The sequence below is a fragment of the Pseudomonas sp. PME37.24/006 genome (genome assembly GCF_055556635.1).
The window spans coordinates 1,026,571-1,043,122 of the sequence record NZ_JBVHNL010000003.1 but is presented as its reverse complement, the minus strand read 5'-3'; the positions used below and the strand labels follow the sequence as shown (position 1 = coordinate 1,043,122).

Genomic DNA, 16,552 nt, shown 5'->3' with positions numbered 1-16,552 from the left:
GCGCTAGTTTACGCCAGGTGCGGCTGTACGGGAGTGGATTCAAGCCGGGCGGTTGTCCACCGCGTAAAGCCTGGCGAAACCATGTAGCACGGGCAGCACCGCCGCCCAGATTAGCGCCAGCACAGCCAGGGTGATCGTGCTGCCGTAAGGGAAACTCACTCCGCTCAAGGCGGCGCCGGCGTAGTAAGACAGCGGCGCGAAGACGGCACCAAGCAGGCTGGCGCGCCACCAGGGCCGCGCGGTCCAGGCCAGGCAGTGGCACAGCGTGGTACCAAGTAGCAGCCACAGTAGACCCAACCACAGCGGAACGAGCTGGCGAGGTTCGCCAAAATCGAATACGCCGAGTTGCAGCAGAAAGCTGTCCATCGCGCTGCCAGCCAGAAACACGCTCACCAGCAGTTTGCCTTCGCGTTGCCAACTGCCGATGTAAAACAGGTGCACCAGCATGATCACCGCCACCAGCCACAACCAGGGGCCGCCGCCGAGTACACAGGCGAACCAGCCGATTTGAAAGAGGATGGCGTTGAGCAGGTTTTTAGGCACCGAATCGTCCAAGTAGCGGTTGTGGGCGCGCCGCCGGTTTGGCCAGCAGCAGTTGAGCGGTGCCGATGGTGCGCTCGATAAAGCCGCCCTCGCAATAGCAGAGATAGAACTCCCACAGGCGGAAGAAGAATTCGTCGTAACCCAGGTGCTCCAGTTTGTGTCGTGCCTGCTGCAGATTTTCGTGCCACAACCGCAAGGTGCGCGCGTAGTGCAGGCCGAAGTCTTCCATGTGGTGCAGGTTCAGGTCGGTCTTGTCTGTGACGATCTGCAGCATGGTGTGCAGCGATGGCAGGGCACCACCGGGGAATATGTAGCGCTGGATGAAGTCGACGCTGCGTTTCGTCTGCTGGTAGCGCTGGTCGCGAATGGTGATGGCCTGCAGCAGCATCAAGCCGTTGGGCTTTAGCAGGCTGGCGCATTTGTCGAAGTAGGTGGGCAGAAAGCGGTGGCCGACTGCCTCGATCATCTCGATCGACACCAGCTTGTCGAACTGCCCGCTGAGGTCGCGGTAATCCTCCAGCAGCAGGGTGATGCGATCCTGCAAGCCCAGTTCTGCGATACGTTGCGCGGTGTGGGCGTGCTGTTCGCGCGACAGGGTGGTAGTGGTCACACGGCAGCCGTAATGCTGCGCGGCGTAGATTGCCATGCTGCCCCAACCGGTACCGATTTCTAGCAGATGGTCATCCGCGGTCAGCGCCAGTTTCTGGCAAATGCGCTCCAGCTTGTTCAACTGAGCCTGTTCCAGGCTGTCGTCTGCACTCAGGAATTGGGCGGCGGAGTACATCATGGTCGGGTCGAGAAACTGTTCGAACAGGCTATTGCCCAGGTCGTAATGGGCGGCAATGTTGTCACGCGACCCTTGCCGGGTATTGCGATTGAGCCAGTGCAGGCCGTGCAGCAGCGGCCGGCCGAGGCGTGCCAGGCCGCCTTCCAAGGCGTCGAGCAGGTCGAGGTTGCTGGCGAATATGCGAATCACAGCGGTTAGATCCGGGCTACTCCAGTAACCGTGGATATACGCCTCGCCGGCGCCGATCGAGCCATTGCTGGCGACCATGCCCCAGATCGCACTGTCGTGCACATCGATATGCGCGCTCATGCTGGCGTGCGAATCACCGAACTGCAGGTGTTCGCCGCTCTCGGTGATGTGCAGCGAACCGTGGCGCAAACCGCGTAACTGGCGAAGCACTGCGCCGCGCAACAGGCTGGCGCCGATGCCCGCGCTGGCGCGCACCGACCGTTTGGCGCTCGTCAGATCAGGGCTTTTCATGGTGCGCGTCCTCGGCTGGGCGGGCTATCTGGAAGTTGCCGTTGGCAGCTTGGTGATTGAATAGGGGGATGCGTTTGCACAGCAGGCGCAAAGCCTGCCAATAGATAGCGGCCAGGGTCTTGCCGGTCATCCAGGGAAAATTCACCAGATGGCGGTGTATGCCTGTCCGGTGCAGCGGCTGGCGGTGCAGACTCAAGGTGGCGTCGAAGAGTTTTTCGTCAGCCTGCCAGTCCGCCATGTGAATGCCCAAACGCTCGCCTACCGGGCTGAACGCCATGCGGTATTCGAGATCGCGAGGCAGAAATGGCGAAACGTGGAATGCTTTATCGACACGCACATGCTGATGACCATCACCCGAGACCGGCAGCACATAGTGGTAGCGCTCGCGCCAGGGCGTATTGCGCACCTCGACCAAAATCGCCACTAGCCTGCCGGCTTCATCGTGGCAGTAGAAGAAACTCGCCGGGTTGAACGCCAGGCCCCAGCTACGAGGCTGCGCCAACAGGCAGATCGACCCGTTCGGACGTTTGCCCAGAGCCTTTTCCACCAGTTGGCGTACGGCTTCGATCAGGCGTACGCCCTGGTCGATATGCCCCGGTAGGAAGTCGTGTTCGCGCAGGGAAAATGGCGCCCAGCGGCCATGACCGGACAGGGGCGATAACGCCAGCACCTGGTCGAGCTCATCCAGATCCACGTACAGCAGGCCCATGCGATAACGAAACTGGTGCGCGCGCGGCGAGAAACGCCGGTGCTGCACCCAGCCGCTGTACAGCGCGCTGTTCATCAGAGGCTCTCGCCAAATGCGCTGGCCACGCGCAGCGCGCTGACCACGCCGTCTTCGTGGAAACCGTTGGCCCAGTAAGCACCGCAGAAGTAGCTGTGCTGGCTGTCCTGCAGTTCTTCCCAGCGTGCTTGCGCGGCGATGCCGGCAAGGCTGTATTGCGGGTGGGCATAGCTGTAACGGGCCAGAATCGTGCTTGGGTCGATGGTCTCGGTCTGGTTGAGGCTGACGCAGAACGTGGTGTCGCTCACGATGCCTTGCAGGATGTTCATGTCATACGTCACCGCTGCCGGGCGCTGTTCGCTGCCGCCCAGCCGGTAGTTCCAGCTAGCCCAGGCCAGGCGACGCTTGGGCAGCAGGCGCGTATCGGTGTGCAGTACCACATCATTGGTGGAATAGGGCAGGTCAGCCAGGATCGCCTGTTCGGCCGCAGTGGGTTGTGCCAGCAACGCCAGTGCCTGGTCGCTGTGGCAGGCGAAGATCACCTTGTCGAAACGCTCCACACCAGCGCTGCTGTGCAAGGTCACGCCCTCGCTGTCGCGCTCCACTCGCTGCACTGGGCAATTGAGGCGGATACGCTCCTTGAAGGATTCGCTGAGCGGCGCCACGTAACTGCTTGAGCCGCCGTCGACCACGCACCACTGAGGCCGGTTGCTGACCGAAAGCAGGCCGTGGTTCTTGAAGAAGCGCACGAAGAACTGCAGGGGGAAAGCCTGCATATCGCTCAGTGAGGTCGACCAGATAGCAGCGCCCATCGGCACGATGTAGTGATGGATGAAGCGCTGGCTGTAGCCGCCGCGTTTCAGGTAATCGCCCAGCGTGGTATCTGCTGCCAGGCGGTTGTGCTGCAGGTCGTCGAGGGCTTCGCGGTTGAAGCGCAGGATGTCGCGCACCATGCCGATGAACGCGGGTGAAAACAGGTTACGGCGCTGGGCGAACAGCGTGTTGAGGTTGTTACCGTTGTATTCGACGCCGCTGACCGGGTCGCTGACCGAGAAGCTCATCTCGGTGGCTTTGTAGCCGACGCCCAACTGATCCAGCAGGCGGATGAAGTTGGGGTACGTCCAGTCGTTGAAAACAATGAAACCGGTATCGATAGCATAGGGTTTGCCCGCTACTTCGACCTTCACGGTGTGGGTATGACCACCGACCCAGTCGCTGGCCTCGAACACGCTGATGTCGTGACGCCGCGCGAGTAAATACGCGCTAGTGAGACCGGAGATACCGCTGCCGATGATGGCAATCTTCATGAAGCGTCCTTGTCAGTGCGGGCCAGGCGTTTACCCAGCGCCAGTTGCAGGCGCGCAGGCAGCCGGCCAAGCAGGCACAGTGCGGCGATGAACGGGCCGGGAAAGGCAATTTCCAGCGGGCGTGCGTCAAGTTTGTTGGCGATATGGTTGGCCGCTTTGCTCACGGACCAGCGCATGGGCATGGGAAAGTCGTTGTTCTCGGTCAGCGGTGTATCGACGAAGCCTGGGCTGACCACGGTGACGGCGATGCCCTCGTGGGCGAGATCCACGCGCAGGGACTCCAGCAGGTAACGTAGCGCTGCCTTCGATGCGCCATAGGCACCTGCACGCGGCAGTGGCAGGTAGGTGACCGCGCTGGCAACGCCGACTAGATGCGCCGACTTCGCCTGGCGCAGCAGCGGCAGCGCCGCGACGATGCAGTGGCTGGCCGAGAACAGGTTGGCGCGCATCACGCGCTCGACCATGTCCGCCTCGAAATGACTGGCGTCGATGTATTCACAGGTGCCGGCGTTGAGAATCGCGCAGTCAAGGGCGCCCCACTGTTCGGTAAGACGCTCGGCAATGGCGTTGACCTCGGCGGCCTCACTGAGGTCGCCCGGCAGCACCAGTACCTGGCCGGGGAAGCGCTCGGCCAGCGTTTGCAGTGGTTCTACCCGGCGCGCGCTCAGGGCCAGGTGATGGCCATCGCGCAGCAGGCGCTCGGCCAGGGCGTTGCCGATGCCGCTGCTGGCGCCGGTCAGCCAGATGCGTTTGCTGAAGGCGCTCATGCCAGCCTGCCTTTCAGCCAGCGAATGACCGAGCCGAATACAGGCAGGTGTTCGTAAAGCAGGTTGCCCGCGTCGAAGAAATCGCGATGGCTGTATACGCGGCCATCGCGCCAGCGCAGGTGGGAACAACCGGGTACGCAGATCGCCTCACCCCCACTGAGGCGCGGATGGCGATAGCGCATCGTCCAGCGCAAATAGCCCTCACCCTCGGTAACCTGGTCATAACCCTGAAAGTCGAAGTGCAGTTCGCGAACGTTGGCGTACAGCTGCTCGAAGTAGCGCCGCAGCTCGGCCAACCCATGAATCTCATGCAGCGGGTCGCGAAACTGAATGTCGTCGCTGTACAGCTCGCCGAGACGATCCAGGTTGTGCTTGTCCAGGGCGGCGAAGCCACTGGCGAAACGCTGCAGAAATTCGCTCATGAGGGCTCGCTTGCCGAGGGCAGGTTCTTGAACGCATCCAGGGCACGCTGGCGGCTGGCGCGCAGATCGACGATGGGCAGCGGGTAGTCCGGGCTGCTTCCGAACAGACCCTTCTGCCCCTTGCTACCGGCGTGCGGGTCGTGAATCGCCTTGTCGCTGAGCTTGGCCAGTTCCGGCAGCCACTGGCGGATGAAGCGGCCATCCGGATCGAAACGCTGTGACTGGCTGACCGGATTGAAGATGCGGAAGTAGGGCACCGAGTCGGTGCCGGTCGACGCGCTCCACTGCCAGCCACCGTTGTTGGCGGCAAGGTCGCCGTCGATCAGGTGGCGCATGAAGAAGCGCTCGCCCTCGCGCCAGTCGATCAGCAGGTTCTTGGTCAGGAACATCGCCACCACCATGCGCAGACGGTTGTGCATCCAGCCGGTTTCCAGCAACTGGCGCATCGCCGCGTCGATGATCGGGATGCCGGTGCGCCCTTCCTGCCAGGCCTGCAGTTCCTTGCCGGCGTTGCGCCACGGCAGGGCCTCGGTGTCTGGGCGGAAGGCGCGGTGCATGGATACCCGTGGATAGCCGACCAGAATATGGGTGTAAAACTCTCGCCAGATCAGCTCGTTGACCCAGGTGACGGCGCCCTGATTGCCGCTTTCGAACTCACCCTGATTGATGTTCAGCGCCGTGTGCAGGCACTGACGAGGCGATACCACACCCGCCGCCAGGTAAGCGGACAGCTGGCTGGTGCCGGGGCGTGCGGGAAAGTCGCGGTTGTCGTGATAATCCTCGATCCATTCATCAGCGAAGCGCTGCAGCCGTTCGCGAGCAACCTGCTCGCCGGCCTGCCAGGTATCGCGCAGCGCCTGGCTTGGCGTTTCGAAGCCGGCGACGTTGCTCGGCACCTGATCGGCGTCGATCTTCAGCTTGGCTTGTGCCTTGGGCAGTGCCACCAGAGGCGGCAGCGCGCTGTGCAGGCGCTGATAGCAGACACCACGGAACTGGCTGTAAACCTTGAAGTAGGTGCCCGTGCGAGTCAGCACGCTGCCGGGCTTGAACAGCAGGCGGTCGAGGTGGCTGTTGAAGTTGACGCCACGTTCGTCCAGTGCGGCGGCGACATCACGGTCGCGGCGGGTTTCGTTGACGCCGTACTCCTCGTTGACGTGCAGTGCAGTGGCTTCCAGTTCCTGGGCCAGCTTGCCGAGAACTCTGGGCGCTGCGCTCCACTCATCCGCCTCGCGAATCAGCAGCGGTACGTTGAGGCGCTGCAGTTCCACACTCAATTCCGCCAGGTTGCGCAGCCAGAAATCCACCTTGCTCGGTGCATCGTCGTGCTTGCGCCACTGAGCCGGGCTGAGCAGGAATACGGCGACGGTAGGCCCGGCCTGCATGGCCGCAGCCAGCGCGCTGTTGTCGGTGACGCGCAGGTCGGTTCGAAACCACATCAGTTGCAACATGAGTCGTCCTATTCGAGCAGATGGCGATCAGCGAGCGTTTGCAACGCTGTCAGGGGATCGGCCATGAAAGTGATGTCTGCGCCCTCTGGTGCATTGGCGATCAGTTGCTCACCACGCGCCTGGTCTTGAACCCCGATCAGCAGGCAGGGAATGCCGTGGTCGCCCAGCCACTCATGTAGCGACGACTCGGCATCGGGGTTGGAGTCCGCTTCGCAGAACAGCAGCAGGGCGCGGGGTTGCAGGCGGGCGATGGCCAGCGGTAATTCGTTGGGCGGAATCGGCCCGTCGAAGGCGTCGACTGGGCAGCCAGCGGTGCCGATCAGCCAGGCGCACAGCCACAGCTGCGGCGACATCGGTACCTGGCAGAGATTGATCAGCAGCAGCGGCTTGCCACTGTGCTGGCGGTTGTCGTGGTAGACCCGTGCGCCGAGCTTGCTGCGCAACCAGCTGTGCAGGAACAGCCGCTCGGTCTTCGCGCCGGCGCGCTGTGGCCAGCGCTCCTCCAGGGTTGCCAGCAGCGGCAGGAGCAGGTGCTGGCAAAGAATCTGTGGCGGGTAGAGAGCCAGTTCGGCATTGAAGCGTTCGTCCAGCTGGCGTTCGTCGAGCAAGTGGATGGCATGGCACAGCTGCTCACGTTTTTCCTGCCACTGCGAGGCCTGGTCGGCAGGCAGCGGCTGATCGGCGCGCAGCAGGCCCTTGACCTGGCCGACCGATACGCCGCGATTGAGCCAGCCGAGCACGGCGTGGATGGTCTGCACCTGCTCCGGGGAGTACAGGCGGTGGCCCTTGGCGGTACGGTGCGGCACGATCAGGCCGTAACGGCGCTCCCAGGCGCGCAGGGTGACCGGATTCACGCCAGTCAGGCTGGCCACGTCGCGGATCGGCAGGTAGCCGTCGGCAATGGCATCGCGGTAAGCCTCGGCGCTCGACTCGGGAGAGATTGGTTGGTTCATAGGGCGTTCCGCAGGCTTAGGTTTTCCGGGTGCGGTTGCAGGTAGACCTGCTGCTCGATGTAGCTGTCGGGGTGCTGGCGGAAGTGGTGCTTGAGCAGGGTCAGCGGCACCACCAGTGGCACGATGCCCTGCCGGTACTGCTCGATGAGCTGCTGCATTTCCTGCTTTTCCGCGGCGCTCAGGGAGCTTTTCAGGTAGCCGCTCAGGTGTTGCAGCACGTTGGCATGCGTGCCGCGCGTCGCGCAGCGTTTCAGCGCGGTCATCAGTTCGCCGATGTAGTGCTCGGCCAGGCTGTGTAGATCCTGCCCGGACAAATCGCTGAGTAGGCGACCGAGGCGTTTGTAGCGCAGTGGGTCGGTGGCCATCAGCAGGTATTTGTGGCGGGCATGGAATGCGATCAGCTTGCCGCGGCTCAGGCCGGATTGGCACAGCGCCTGCCACTGCGCGTAGGTGAATACCCGGGTCAGGAAGTTCTCACGCAGCACCGGGTCGTTGAGCCGACCATCCTCCTCGATGGGCAGGTTGGGGTGGCGTTCGCACAGTACAGCGGTGTACAGGCCGCGACCTTTCGGCTCGCTGGGGTGGCCGTTGTCCTGATAGACCTTGACCCGTTCCAGCCCACAGGACGGTGACTGCTGCATGACGATATAGCCGCAGATCGGCGGCAAATCGGCAGCCACCTGCTCGCCATAGGCGGTCAGGGCGTCGGTGTGATCCTTGTCGGGGTGTACGGTGCCCACGGCACGTGGTGCTGTCGGATCACCGACCAGGCGGATCGGCTCGCGCGGTGTGCCGAGGCCAATGGCGACTTCGGGGCAGAAGGGCACGAACTCGAAATAGTCGCTCAACTGATCCAGGCATAGCCGGGAGGCCTTGTGGCCGCCGTTGTAGCGCACTTCGGCGCCGAGCAGGCAGGCGCTGACGCCAAGCTTGGGTTTTTCGCGGTGGAGCGGGCTGGCTGGCATGGCGCACCTTCGAGAATGTTCTTGTACAAGGATTTATTTTTGTACAAGTTTCATTTCATCTTAAGCGCGATCTTGTACAAGTCAAATGCTGTGTACAGCTTCTGTCCGCATCAGGTGCAATAAGCGACGTCTCAACGCCAGCCCATCTTCCAGTTGTCGGCATCCTGAAGAACGCGCCAGTCGATGCGCTGGGCACGCTTGCTGAGTATGGCCTGCAGCTCCACTTCCAGCACGCTGCCTTCTTCATCACAGAACAGTTCGGTGACCAGAAAGTGCTTTTCGCGGTTCTGTGGCATGGCTGCCGTCCATTTGGAGAGCAGCAGCTTGCGCGGGGTCAGGCGATGCTTCGCGGTATTCATTGGTTATGCGCTATGAGTTTGCGGGCCGCTTCCTGACCGCTGAGCCAAGCACCTTCGACCCGGCCGGACAGGCACCAGTCACCGCAGGCGTAGAGGCCCAGGTCGGCGTCAGCCAGGGCGCCCAGTTGATGCGCTGCCGTGGGGCGGGCGTACAGCCAGCGGTGGGCGAGGCTGAATACAGGGGCCGGTACTGCGCAGCCGATCATTTCCGCAAAGGCGCCATGCAGATGCTCGATCACCTGCTCCTTGGAAAGATCCAGGTGCTGGCGACTCCAACTGCTACTGGCGTGCAGCACCCAGGTGTCCAGGGTGGTATCGCGGCCCGGCTTGCTGCGGTTGCGCGCCGTCCAGTCGAGCACCTCGTCCTGCACGAAGCAGCCTTCCAGGGGCGTCTTCAGCGGCTCTTCGAAAGCCAGTGCCACTGCCCAGGTGGGCTCCATCGTTACGCCGGCCACCGTGGCGGCGAGTTTCGGTGCTGCAGCCAGCAGGGCGCTGGCCTGGGGCGCCGGAGTGGCGATGATGACGTGGCTGAACGGCCCGTGGCTTTCTCCATCCGCATCGAGCAGATGCCAGTGTTGCTCACCGCGAAATACTTCGGTGATGCGGCAGGAGAACTTCACCGGCAGGGCACCGAGCATGGCGCGGGTAATAGCGCTCATGCGTGGTTTGCCGACCCAGCGAACCTGTTCATCGGCTGATGGGCTAAGTGTGCCGTTGGCGAATTGATAGATGCTGGGCGTCCATTCCTCTACCCAGCCACGCGCCTGCCATTGCTGGACGGCGGCAGCGAAGCGGCGGTCGCGGGCGGTGAAATATTGAGCACCCAAATCAAGGGTTCCAGCGTCGCTGCGCTTACTGGACATGCGACCGCCGCTGCCACGGCTCTTGTCGAACAATTGCACCGGGTATCCGGCGGCATGCAGTGCCTCGGCCGCGGACAATCCGGCGATACCGGTGCCGATGATGGCGATGGGAGCGGTACTGGTCATGTTTACCTCGTGTGCTATCGGGCTGTTGCGACCGTAAGGTCGTCAGTCCACTGGGCCCCAAGGCTACGCCTTGGACATAGGTCGTACAATGTACAGTTTCTGTATAAGCTTATGTCCGCAGCGGCACCGTACCTGCAGTCAGGGCATCTATTCTTCAGAATAGGTGCGGGTGGCAATAGTTTCCCTGTTTATGTCGGCTGCCTGTGCTGCCGGGCTATTGTTGTTGAGCATCGTCCTGCAACAGCGTCGGGCCTTGTGAGCACACCACAGTGAGGAATCTGCCATGCATATCCTGATCACCGGCGGTACTGGCCTGATTGGCCGCGCGCTTTGTCGTTACTGGCTCGAGCAGGGGCACCAGTTGACGGTATGGAGTCGCCGCCCGGAGCAGGTGGCAGCGCTCTGCGGTACTCGTGTACGCGGTGTCGGGCGGCTGGAGGATATCGGTGCCGAGCCGCTGGATGCCGTCGTCAACCTGGCCGGTGCGCCCATCGCTGACCGCCCCTGGAGCAAAGCGCGCAAGCAGCTCCTGTGTGAAAGCCGCATCCACATGACCGAGCAATTGCTGGCCTGGCTACAGAGCCGTGAACAGAAACCCACGGTACTGCTGTCGGGGTCGGCAGTCGGCTGGTACGGCGATAGTGGTGAGCGCCTGATTGATGAGCAGGCTTCGCCTGGAGTGGATTTTGCCGCGCAGCTTTGTGTGGCCTGGGAAGACACCGCGCAGCAGGCGGAGGCTTTTGGCATTCGCGTGATCCTGCTGCGTACCGGTCTGGTGTTGGCGAAAGAGGGTGGCATCCTCAAGCGTATGGTCACGCCGTTCCGGTTTGGGTTGGGTGGCCGCATAGGCAATGGCCGCCAGTGGATGCCGTGGATTCATATCGCTGACCAAATTGCCCTGATTGATTTTCTCTTGCAGCAGGAGCAGGCGCGCGGTCCCTATAATGCCTGCTCACCGCACCCGGTACGCAACCGTGAATTCGCCAGCGAACTCGGCCATGCCGTGCACAGGCCTGCCATCGTGCCGTTACCGGCCTTTGCGCTGCGTGCCGGTCTGGGCGAGATGTCGTTGCTCCTGCTGGGTGGCCAGCATGCTCTGCCGGTCAGGGCGCAGGAGGCCGGCTTCGAATTTCGTTTCACGCATCTCGACGTGGCTTTGGTGGATTTGCTGAGCCTTCATTAACAGGATGATATTGCATGACCGATCACGCCTTACTACTGGTCAATCTCGGCTCGCCCGCCTCCACGGAAGTCGCGGATGTCAGGAGTTATCTCAACCAGTTTTTGATGGATCCCTATGTGGTCGATCTGCCGTGGCCGCTAAGGCGGTTACTGGTGTCGCTGATTCTGATACGCCGCCCGGCGCAATCGGCCCATGCTTATGCCTCGATCTGGTGGCCTGATGGTTCGCCGCTGATCGTGCTCAGCAAGCGTTTGCAGGAGGCGATGAAAATCCAGTGGACCCAGGGGCCGGTCGAACTGGCCATGCGCTACGGCGAGCCCTCGCTGGAAACCGTGCTGACCCGTCTCGCCAGCCAGGGCATCGAACAGGTCACCCTTGCGCCGCTGTATCCGCAGTTCGCCGACAGCACCACCACCACCGTGATCGAAGAAGCCAAGCGCGTGGTGCGTGAGCGCCAGCTGCCGATCCGCTTCGCCATCCTCCCACCATTCTTCCAGGATCCCGATTACATCGACGCCCTGGCCGACAGCGCCAGGCCTTACCTGGAGAAGGACTTCGATCACCTGCTGCTGAGCTTCCACGGCTTGCCGGAGCGTCACCTGCGCAAGCTCGACCCGACCAATCACTGCCTGCGCGGGGCCGACTGTTGCCGCACGGCGCCGCCGCAGGTGCTGTCCACCTGCTACCGCGCCCAGTGCATGCGCACAGCCGAGGCCTTCGCGACGCGCATGGGCTTGCGGCCGGAGCAGTGGTCGGTGTCGTTCCAGTCGCGCCTCGGCAAGGACAAGTGGATCGAGCCCTACACCGAAGCGCGCCTTGACGAATTGGCGGCTCAGGGCGTGAAAAAGCTGCTGGTGATGTGCCCGGCCTTCGTTGCCGATTGCATCGAGACGCTGGAAGAGATCGGTGATCGCGGTCGCGAGCAGTTCGTGGAGGCCGGGGGCGAGAGCCTGGAGCTGGTGCCTTGCCTGAACGACCACCCAGGCTGGGCGGCAGCGCTCAAGCGACTTTGCGAGCGGGCGCCGCAAAGTCTGGGCTAAGACCGAGCGCCCAGCTACTGGAGCTGGGCGCGACTTATCTCAGGGCTTTTTCATCTCTTAAATGTCTGGCGCGTCGTCGGCAGATTTCTTCTTCCAGCCGTCGTTGCCCGGCAGGATCAGGTTCAGCACGATGGCGACGATGGCGCACAGGGCGATGCCCTTGAGGCCGAAGTCGTCCGGGCCGTCGCCGGTACCGATCAGCACGCCACCGATCCCGAACACCAGGGTTACCGAAACGATCACCAGGTTGCGCGCTTCGCTGAGGTCGACGCTGTGGCGGATCAGGGTGTTCATGCCTACCGCGGCGATGGAGCCGAACAGCAGGCAGAGAATACCGCCCATTACCGGCACCGGAATGCTCTGCAAGATAGCGCCGAACTTACCAATGAAAGCCAGGGTGACGGCGAAGATCGCCGCCCAGGTCATGATCTTCGGGTTGTAGGCCTTGGTCAGCATCACCGCGCCAGTGACCTCCGCGTAAGTCGTGTTGGGCGGGCCGCCGAACATACCGGCTGCAGATGTAGCCAGGCCGTCACCGAGTAGTGTGCGGTGCAGGCCTGGCTTCTTCAGGTAGTTCTTGCCGGTGACGCTGCCCACGGCGATCACGCCACCGATGTGCTCGATGGCCGGAGCCAACGCCACCGGTACGATGAACAGAATCGCCTGCCAGTTGAACGCTGGTGCGGTGAAGGCCGGCACTGCCAGCCAGGGCGCGTCGGCAACATGGCTGAGGTCGAGGGCGCCGAAATAGATCGACAGTGCGAAACCCACCAGAATGCCCGAGATGATCGGCACCAGGCGGAAGATGCCGCGCCCGAAAACGGCGACGATCAGGGTGGTCAGCAGGGTCGGCATGGAAATCCACATCGCCGTGCTGTAGGGCAGCAGTACGCTGCCGTCACCGGCTTTGCCCATCGCCATGTTGGCGGCGATCGGAGCCATGGCCAGGCCGATGGAAATGATCACCGGGCCGATTACCACCGGTGGCAGCAGGCGGTCGATGAAGCCTGTGCCCTTGATCTTCACGGCCAGGCCGAGAAAGGTGTAGACGAAACCGGCTGCAACCACGCCGCCCATGGTTTCCGCCAGGCCGAACTGGCCCTTGGCGAGAATGATCGGGGTGATGAACGCGAAGCTCGAGGCCAGGAACACCGGTACCTGACGGCCCGTGACGATCTGGAACAGCAGGGTGCCCAGACCCGCCGTGAACAATGCCACGTTAGGGTCGAGGCCGGTGATCAGCGGCATCAGCACCAGGGCGCCGAAGGCCACGAAGAGCATCTGCGCGCCGGACAGCACCTGACGCCACAACGGATCGTTGAATTCGTCGCGCATCGATCAGGCGTCCTTCTGCTTGGTGCCGAAGATCTTGTCGCCGGCATCGCCCAGCCCGGGGATGATGTAGCCGTGTTCGTTGAGACGCTGGTCGATGGACGCGGTGTAGATCTTCACGTCCGGGTGGGCTTCGTTGACCGCTTTGATGCCCTCGGGGGCAGCGACGAGCACCATGGCGCGGATTTCCTTGCAGCCGGCCTTCTTGAGCAGGTCGATGGTAGCGACCATGGAAGCACCGGTGGCCAGCATCGGGTCGATGATCATCGCCAGGCGCTCGTTGATCTCCGGTACCAGCTTCTCCAGGTAGGTGTGCGCCTTCAGGGTTTCTTCGTTGCGGGCCACGCCGACAGCGCTGACCTTGGCACCCGGAATCAGGCTGAGCACGCCGTCGAGCATGCCGATGCCAGCACGCAGGATCGGCACCACGGTGATCTTCTTGCCGGAGATCTTCTCGACCTGCACGGGGCCTGCCCAGCCGGCGATTTCGTAGTTTTCCAGCGGCAGATCCTTGGTCGCCTCGTAAGTGAGCAGGGCGCCCACTTCCTGGGCCAGTTCGCGGAAGTTCTTGGTACTGATATCCGCGCGGCGCATGAGGCCGATCTTGTGGCGAATCAGCGGATGGCGGATCTCGAGGACTGGCATTGCGGGGTCTCCGGCAAAAATGGGCAAAAAACACGCTAGATTAAAGCATTGCGTAGCGCTGTGGGCGCTGCGCATGTGGAACTTTTTAAAAACCGCTCGCAACGGCCATGCCACTTGTCGAGCGCATCCGTGGACGCTTGCGCCTCATCTAGCGGATGGGTAACGTGCCGCCTTTTTCTGACCCGGTGATCAGCTCTTACGCCGGAGCCATTCATACCGTGCGAACCGACGCCCGCAGAGCCACGCTTCTGCTCACAGTCGCCGCCAATGAGGACATGACATGCCCGCCGATCTCGCCCACATCCGCCAGGTAATGACCGAAGCCGACTGTCTGTACAGCGAAGCCGAAGTGGAAGCCGCCATCGCTCGCGTCGCCGTTGCCATCAACGCCGAACTGGCCGACCGCAACCCGGTGGTGTTCTGCGTGATGAATGGCGGGCTGATCTTCTCCGGCAAGCTGCTGACCAAGCTCGACTTCCCCTTGGAAGCCTCCTACCTGCATGCCAGCCGCTACCGCAACCAGACCAGTGGCGGTGAGCTGTTCTGGAAAGCCAAGCCGGAAGTCTCGTTCATCGACCGCGATGTGCTGATCATCGACGACATCCTCGACGAAGGGCACACCCTGGGCGCGATCATCGACTTCTGCCACCACGCCGGCGCCGCCAAAGTGCATACCGCCGTGCTGATCGACAAGGATCACGACCGCAAGGCGCGTCCGGATCTCAAGGCCGACTACGTGGGCCTGCCGTGCGTCGACCGCTACATTTTCGGTTACGGCATGGACTACAAGGGCTACTGGCGCAATGCGCCGGGGATTTATGCGGTGAAAGGGCTCTAAAGGTTCGTCGATTCGTCGGACTCTGATCGCCAGCTCTCGCAGATCGCCCGGGCGCGGGGTAGATCTCGGGCATAGCTCAGGCGGCCGTGGGCACTCTGCAGGCCGGCACGGCGCAGCTTCAGGCGCAGCGACGGCGAGGCGCCGCTGACGATCAGTGAAATGCCGTGCTTGCGGTACTCCAGCACGATGCTGTGCAGTGCCGCGAGGGCGGTCATGTCGAGCATCGGCACGGCGCTGACGTCGAGAATCACCACCCGGATATGCGGATCGAGGCGACGCAGGGCGCCCAGCGTGCGCTCCGCTGCACCGAAGAACAGCGGGCCGCGAATGGCCAGGGCCTGCACATGCTCCGGCAGGTCATTCAGGGCCTGGTGGCTGTGCCGTGGCAGGCTGCGCGTGTCGGTCAGTTCGCTCATGCGTTTGATGAACAGCCCGGCGGCCAGCAACAGGCCGACGCCAACCGCCAGCACCATGTCGAACAGCACCGTGAGCAGCAGGCAGGTCAGCAATACCAGCACGTCGCTGCGTGGAGCGATGCGCAGGGTATGCGCTACATGGTGGGCTTCGCTCATGTTCCAGGCGACCATCAGCAGCAGGGCGGCCAGCGCGGCCATCGGCAGGTAGCTGAACAGCGGGGCGAGAAACAGGATCGCCGCCAGCACCACGGCAGCGTGGATGATGGCTGCCAGGGGCGAGCGGGCACCGGCTCTCACGTTGGCGGCGCTACGGGCGATGGCAGCGGTTGCGGTGATACCGCCAAACAGCGGCGCGACCAGATTGCCGATGCCCTGGCCGAGCAATTCGGCATTGGGGTCGTGTTTGCTGCCGGTCATGCCATCGGCGACCACCGCGCAGAGCAGCGATTCGATGGCGCCGAGCATGGCGATGGCAAAGGCTGGTGCCAGCAACTGGCGGATCAGCTCGAAGGACAGAATCAGGGGCTGGCCATCGGCGCCCGGCAGATGCCAGGGCCAGGCGAAGGTCGGCAGAAAGGGCGGAATGCCCGGGTAACTGACGCCGTCGACGACGTAGCTGAAGCGCTCGCCCAGAGTCGCTACCGGCAGGCCGCCTCGCTCCAGCAGCAGGCCCAGCAGCGCACCGACCGTCAGTGCCACCAGATGCCCGGGGATGCGCGGTACCAGCCGCGGCCACAGCAGCAGCATAGCAAAGCAGGCCAGTGCTACCAGGCTGTCGCCCAGATGGATGCCGGGCAGGGCCTGGAACAGCAACTGCAATTGCTCCACGTAATGGCTCGGTTGTCCGGCCAGTTGCAGGCCGAGCAAGTCCTTGATCTGCAGCGTGGCGATGACGATGCCGATACCCGCGGTGAAGCCAAGCGTGACCGGGTAGGGCACGAACTCGATCAGGCGACCCGCCTTGAGAAGGCCCAGGGCGATCAGGATCAGTCCGGCCAGCATGGTGCATAGCAGCAGGCCGCCGATGCCGAACTGCTGAGTGATCGGCAGCAGAATCACCACGAAGGCTGCGGTGGGGCCGGAAATGTTGAAGCGCGAACCGCCGCACAGGGCGATCAGCGGCGCTGCAACCAGCACGGTGTAGAGGCCATGTTGCGGCGCCACGCCGACGGCGATCGCCAGGGCCATGGCCAGCGGGATGGCGATGATGCCCACCGTGAGGCCGGCGCTCAGGTCGCCACGCAGGCTGGCCCAGGAGTAACCGCGCAGGCTCTGGCGACAAGCGGCGAACAGGGTAGGCATCGTGGCACTTCCTGGGAGATTGCCGCCAGTATAGGAGCGGGTAGAGGGCGTG

The 16,552-nt window shown here is 63.0% G+C and carries 17 protein-coding genes; 3 read left to right on the top strand and 14 right to left on the bottom strand.

Going from position 1 to position 16,552, the window contains the following annotated elements; genetic code table 11:
* Nucleotides 1–39: 39 nt before the first annotated feature.
* The 11 genes from ACZ3GY_RS15815 to ACZ3GY_RS15765 all read right to left on the bottom strand — a co-directional run bounded on the left by ACZ3GY_RS15815 (nt 40) and on the right by ACZ3GY_RS15765 (nt 9,744).
* Nucleotides 40–543, bottom strand: a complete 504-nt coding sequence (locus ACZ3GY_RS15815) for a DUF2878 domain-containing protein (RefSeq protein WP_465910949.1) — start codon at nt 541–543, stop codon at nt 40–42.
* Nucleotides 536–1,810: a class I SAM-dependent methyltransferase gene (locus tag ACZ3GY_RS15810; RefSeq protein ID WP_463562161.1), complete on the bottom strand. Its 1,275-nt coding sequence runs from the start codon at nt 1,808–1,810 to the stop codon at nt 536–538. The genes ACZ3GY_RS15815 and ACZ3GY_RS15810 overlap by 8 nt, the downstream gene beginning before the upstream one ends.
* A complete protein-coding gene (locus ACZ3GY_RS15805) occupies nt 1,797–2,594 on the bottom strand; it encodes a DUF1365 domain-containing protein (RefSeq protein WP_465910947.1) in 798 nt (265 codons plus the stop codon). Before ACZ3GY_RS15805 ends, ACZ3GY_RS15810 begins: the two co-directional genes overlap by 14 nt.
* Entirely contained in the window at nt 2,594–3,841 is a 1,248-nt protein-coding gene (locus tag ACZ3GY_RS15800) for an NAD(P)/FAD-dependent oxidoreductase (RefSeq protein ID WP_465910945.1), read from the bottom strand. Before ACZ3GY_RS15800 ends, ACZ3GY_RS15805 begins: the two co-directional genes overlap by 1 nt.
* On the bottom strand, nt 3,838–4,608 hold the full coding sequence (locus ACZ3GY_RS15795; RefSeq protein ID WP_465910944.1) for an SDR family NAD(P)-dependent oxidoreductase: 771 nt from the start codon (nt 4,606–4,608) through the stop codon (nt 3,838–3,840). The genes ACZ3GY_RS15800 and ACZ3GY_RS15795 overlap by 4 nt, the downstream gene beginning before the upstream one ends.
* Nucleotides 4,605–5,030, bottom strand: a complete 426-nt coding sequence (locus ACZ3GY_RS15790; protein ID WP_465910943.1) for a nuclear transport factor 2 family protein — start codon at nt 5,028–5,030, stop codon at nt 4,605–4,607. The genes ACZ3GY_RS15795 and ACZ3GY_RS15790 overlap by 4 nt, the downstream gene beginning before the upstream one ends.
* The gene (gene phrB, locus ACZ3GY_RS15785) at nt 5,027–6,478 is read right to left on the bottom strand and encodes a deoxyribodipyrimidine photo-lyase (protein WP_465910942.1); all 1,452 of its coding nucleotides are present in this window, start codon (nt 6,476–6,478) and stop codon (nt 5,027–5,029) included. The genes ACZ3GY_RS15790 and phrB overlap by 4 nt, the downstream gene beginning before the upstream one ends.
* Nucleotides 6,479–6,486: 8 nt before the next feature.
* The gene (locus ACZ3GY_RS15780; protein WP_465910940.1) at nt 6,487–7,431 is read right to left on the bottom strand and encodes a MerR family transcriptional regulator; all 945 of its coding nucleotides are present in this window, start codon (nt 7,429–7,431) and stop codon (nt 6,487–6,489) included.
* On the bottom strand, nt 7,428–8,396 hold the full coding sequence (locus tag ACZ3GY_RS15775; RefSeq protein ID WP_465910939.1) for a YbgA family protein: 969 nt from the start codon (nt 8,394–8,396) through the stop codon (nt 7,428–7,430). Before ACZ3GY_RS15775 ends, ACZ3GY_RS15780 begins: the two co-directional genes overlap by 4 nt.
* Before the next feature lie 131 nt (nt 8,397–8,527).
* Nucleotides 8,528–8,755: a TIGR02450 family Trp-rich protein gene (locus ACZ3GY_RS15770; protein ID WP_465910937.1), complete on the bottom strand. Its 228-nt coding sequence runs from the start codon at nt 8,753–8,755 to the stop codon at nt 8,528–8,530.
* Nucleotides 8,752–9,744 carry an NAD(P)/FAD-dependent oxidoreductase gene (locus ACZ3GY_RS15765; protein WP_465910936.1) on the bottom strand — a complete coding sequence of 331 codons (993 nt, stop codon included), beginning with the start codon at nt 9,742–9,744 and terminating at the stop codon, nt 8,752–8,754. Before ACZ3GY_RS15765 ends, ACZ3GY_RS15770 begins: the two co-directional genes overlap by 4 nt.
* Nucleotides 9,745–10,027: 283 nt before the next feature.
* Here ACZ3GY_RS15765 and ACZ3GY_RS15760 point away from each other — a divergent pair, with 283 nt between their 5' ends.
* A complete protein-coding gene (locus tag ACZ3GY_RS15760; protein ID WP_463570011.1) occupies nt 10,028–10,927 on the top strand; it encodes a TIGR01777 family oxidoreductase in 900 nt (299 codons plus the stop codon).
* A 14-nt stretch (nt 10,928–10,941) separates the two neighbouring features.
* Nucleotides 10,942–11,967: a ferrochelatase gene (hemH, locus tag ACZ3GY_RS15755; protein WP_465910934.1), complete on the top strand. Its 1,026-nt coding sequence runs from the start codon at nt 10,942–10,944 to the stop codon at nt 11,965–11,967.
* A 57-nt stretch (nt 11,968–12,024) separates the two neighbouring features.
* Here hemH and ACZ3GY_RS15750 read toward each other — a convergent pair whose 3' ends face one another.
* Nucleotides 12,025–13,302: a uracil-xanthine permease family protein gene (locus ACZ3GY_RS15750; RefSeq protein ID WP_463562151.1), complete on the bottom strand. Its 1,278-nt coding sequence runs from the start codon at nt 13,300–13,302 to the stop codon at nt 12,025–12,027.
* Between the two features lie 3 nt (nt 13,303–13,305).
* The gene (gene upp / locus ACZ3GY_RS15745) at nt 13,306–13,944 is read right to left on the bottom strand and encodes a uracil phosphoribosyltransferase (protein ID WP_225838701.1); all 639 of its coding nucleotides are present in this window, start codon (nt 13,942–13,944) and stop codon (nt 13,306–13,308) included.
* 280 nt (nt 13,945–14,224) lie between these two features.
* Between upp and ACZ3GY_RS15740 the strand changes: the two genes are divergently transcribed.
* Nucleotides 14,225–14,782 carry a hypoxanthine-guanine phosphoribosyltransferase gene (locus ACZ3GY_RS15740; protein ID WP_465910932.1) on the top strand — a complete coding sequence of 186 codons (558 nt, stop codon included), beginning with the start codon at nt 14,225–14,227 and terminating at the stop codon, nt 14,780–14,782.
* Here ACZ3GY_RS15740 and dauA read toward each other — a convergent pair.
* Nucleotides 14,779–16,500 carry a C4-dicarboxylic acid transporter DauA gene (dauA, locus tag ACZ3GY_RS15735; protein WP_465910930.1) on the bottom strand — a complete coding sequence of 574 codons (1,722 nt, stop codon included), beginning with the start codon at nt 16,498–16,500 and terminating at the stop codon, nt 14,779–14,781. The genes ACZ3GY_RS15740 and dauA overlap by 4 nt on opposite strands.
* Between the last annotated feature and the right edge of the window lie 52 nt (nt 16,501–16,552).

Bases quoted from the DNA above. Each gene is read 5' to 3' on its own strand.
- ACZ3GY_RS15810 (WP_463562161.1), bottom strand. From the start codon at position 1,810: ATGAAAAGCCCTGATCTGACGAGCGCCAAACGGTCGGTGCGCGCCAGC.
- ACZ3GY_RS15805 (WP_465910947.1), bottom strand. From the start codon at position 2,594: ATGAACAGCGCGCTGTACAGCGGCTGGGTGCAGCACCGGCGTTTCTCG.
- ACZ3GY_RS15800 (WP_465910945.1), bottom strand. From the start codon at position 3,841: ATGAAGATTGCCATCATCGGCAGCGGTATCTCCGGTCTCACTAGCGCG.
- ACZ3GY_RS15795 (WP_465910944.1), bottom strand. From the start codon at position 4,608: ATGAGCGCCTTCAGCAAACGCATCTGGCTGACCGGCGCCAGCAGCGGC.
- ACZ3GY_RS15790 (WP_465910943.1), bottom strand. From the start codon at position 5,030: ATGAGCGAATTTCTGCAGCGTTTCGCCAGTGGCTTCGCCGCCCTGGAC.
- phrB (WP_465910942.1), bottom strand. From the start codon at position 6,478: ATGTTGCAACTGATGTGGTTTCGAACCGACCTGCGCGTCACCGACAAC.
- ACZ3GY_RS15780 (WP_465910940.1), bottom strand. From the start codon at position 7,431: ATGAACCAACCAATCTCTCCCGAGTCGAGCGCCGAGGCTTACCGCGAT.
- ACZ3GY_RS15775 (WP_465910939.1), bottom strand. From the start codon at position 8,396: ATGCCAGCCAGCCCGCTCCACCGCGAAAAACCCAAGCTTGGCGTCAGC.
- ACZ3GY_RS15770 (WP_465910937.1), bottom strand. From the start codon at position 8,755: ATGAATACCGCGAAGCATCGCCTGACCCCGCGCAAGCTGCTGCTCTCC.
- ACZ3GY_RS15765 (WP_465910936.1), bottom strand. From the start codon at position 9,744: ATGACCAGTACCGCTCCCATCGCCATCATCGGCACCGGTATCGCCGGA.
- ACZ3GY_RS15760 (WP_463570011.1), top strand. From the start codon at position 10,028: ATGCATATCCTGATCACCGGCGGTACTGGCCTGATTGGCCGCGCGCTT.
- hemH (WP_465910934.1), top strand. From the start codon at position 10,942: ATGACCGATCACGCCTTACTACTGGTCAATCTCGGCTCGCCCGCCTCC.
- ACZ3GY_RS15750 (WP_463562151.1), bottom strand. From the start codon at position 13,302: ATGCGCGACGAATTCAACGATCCGTTGTGGCGTCAGGTGCTGTCCGGC.
- upp (WP_225838701.1), bottom strand. From the start codon at position 13,944: ATGCCAGTCCTCGAGATCCGCCATCCGCTGATTCGCCACAAGATCGGC.
- ACZ3GY_RS15740 (WP_465910932.1), top strand. From the start codon at position 14,225: ATGCCCGCCGATCTCGCCCACATCCGCCAGGTAATGACCGAAGCCGAC.
- dauA (WP_465910930.1), bottom strand. From the start codon at position 16,500: ATGCCTACCCTGTTCGCCGCTTGTCGCCAGAGCCTGCGCGGTTACTCC.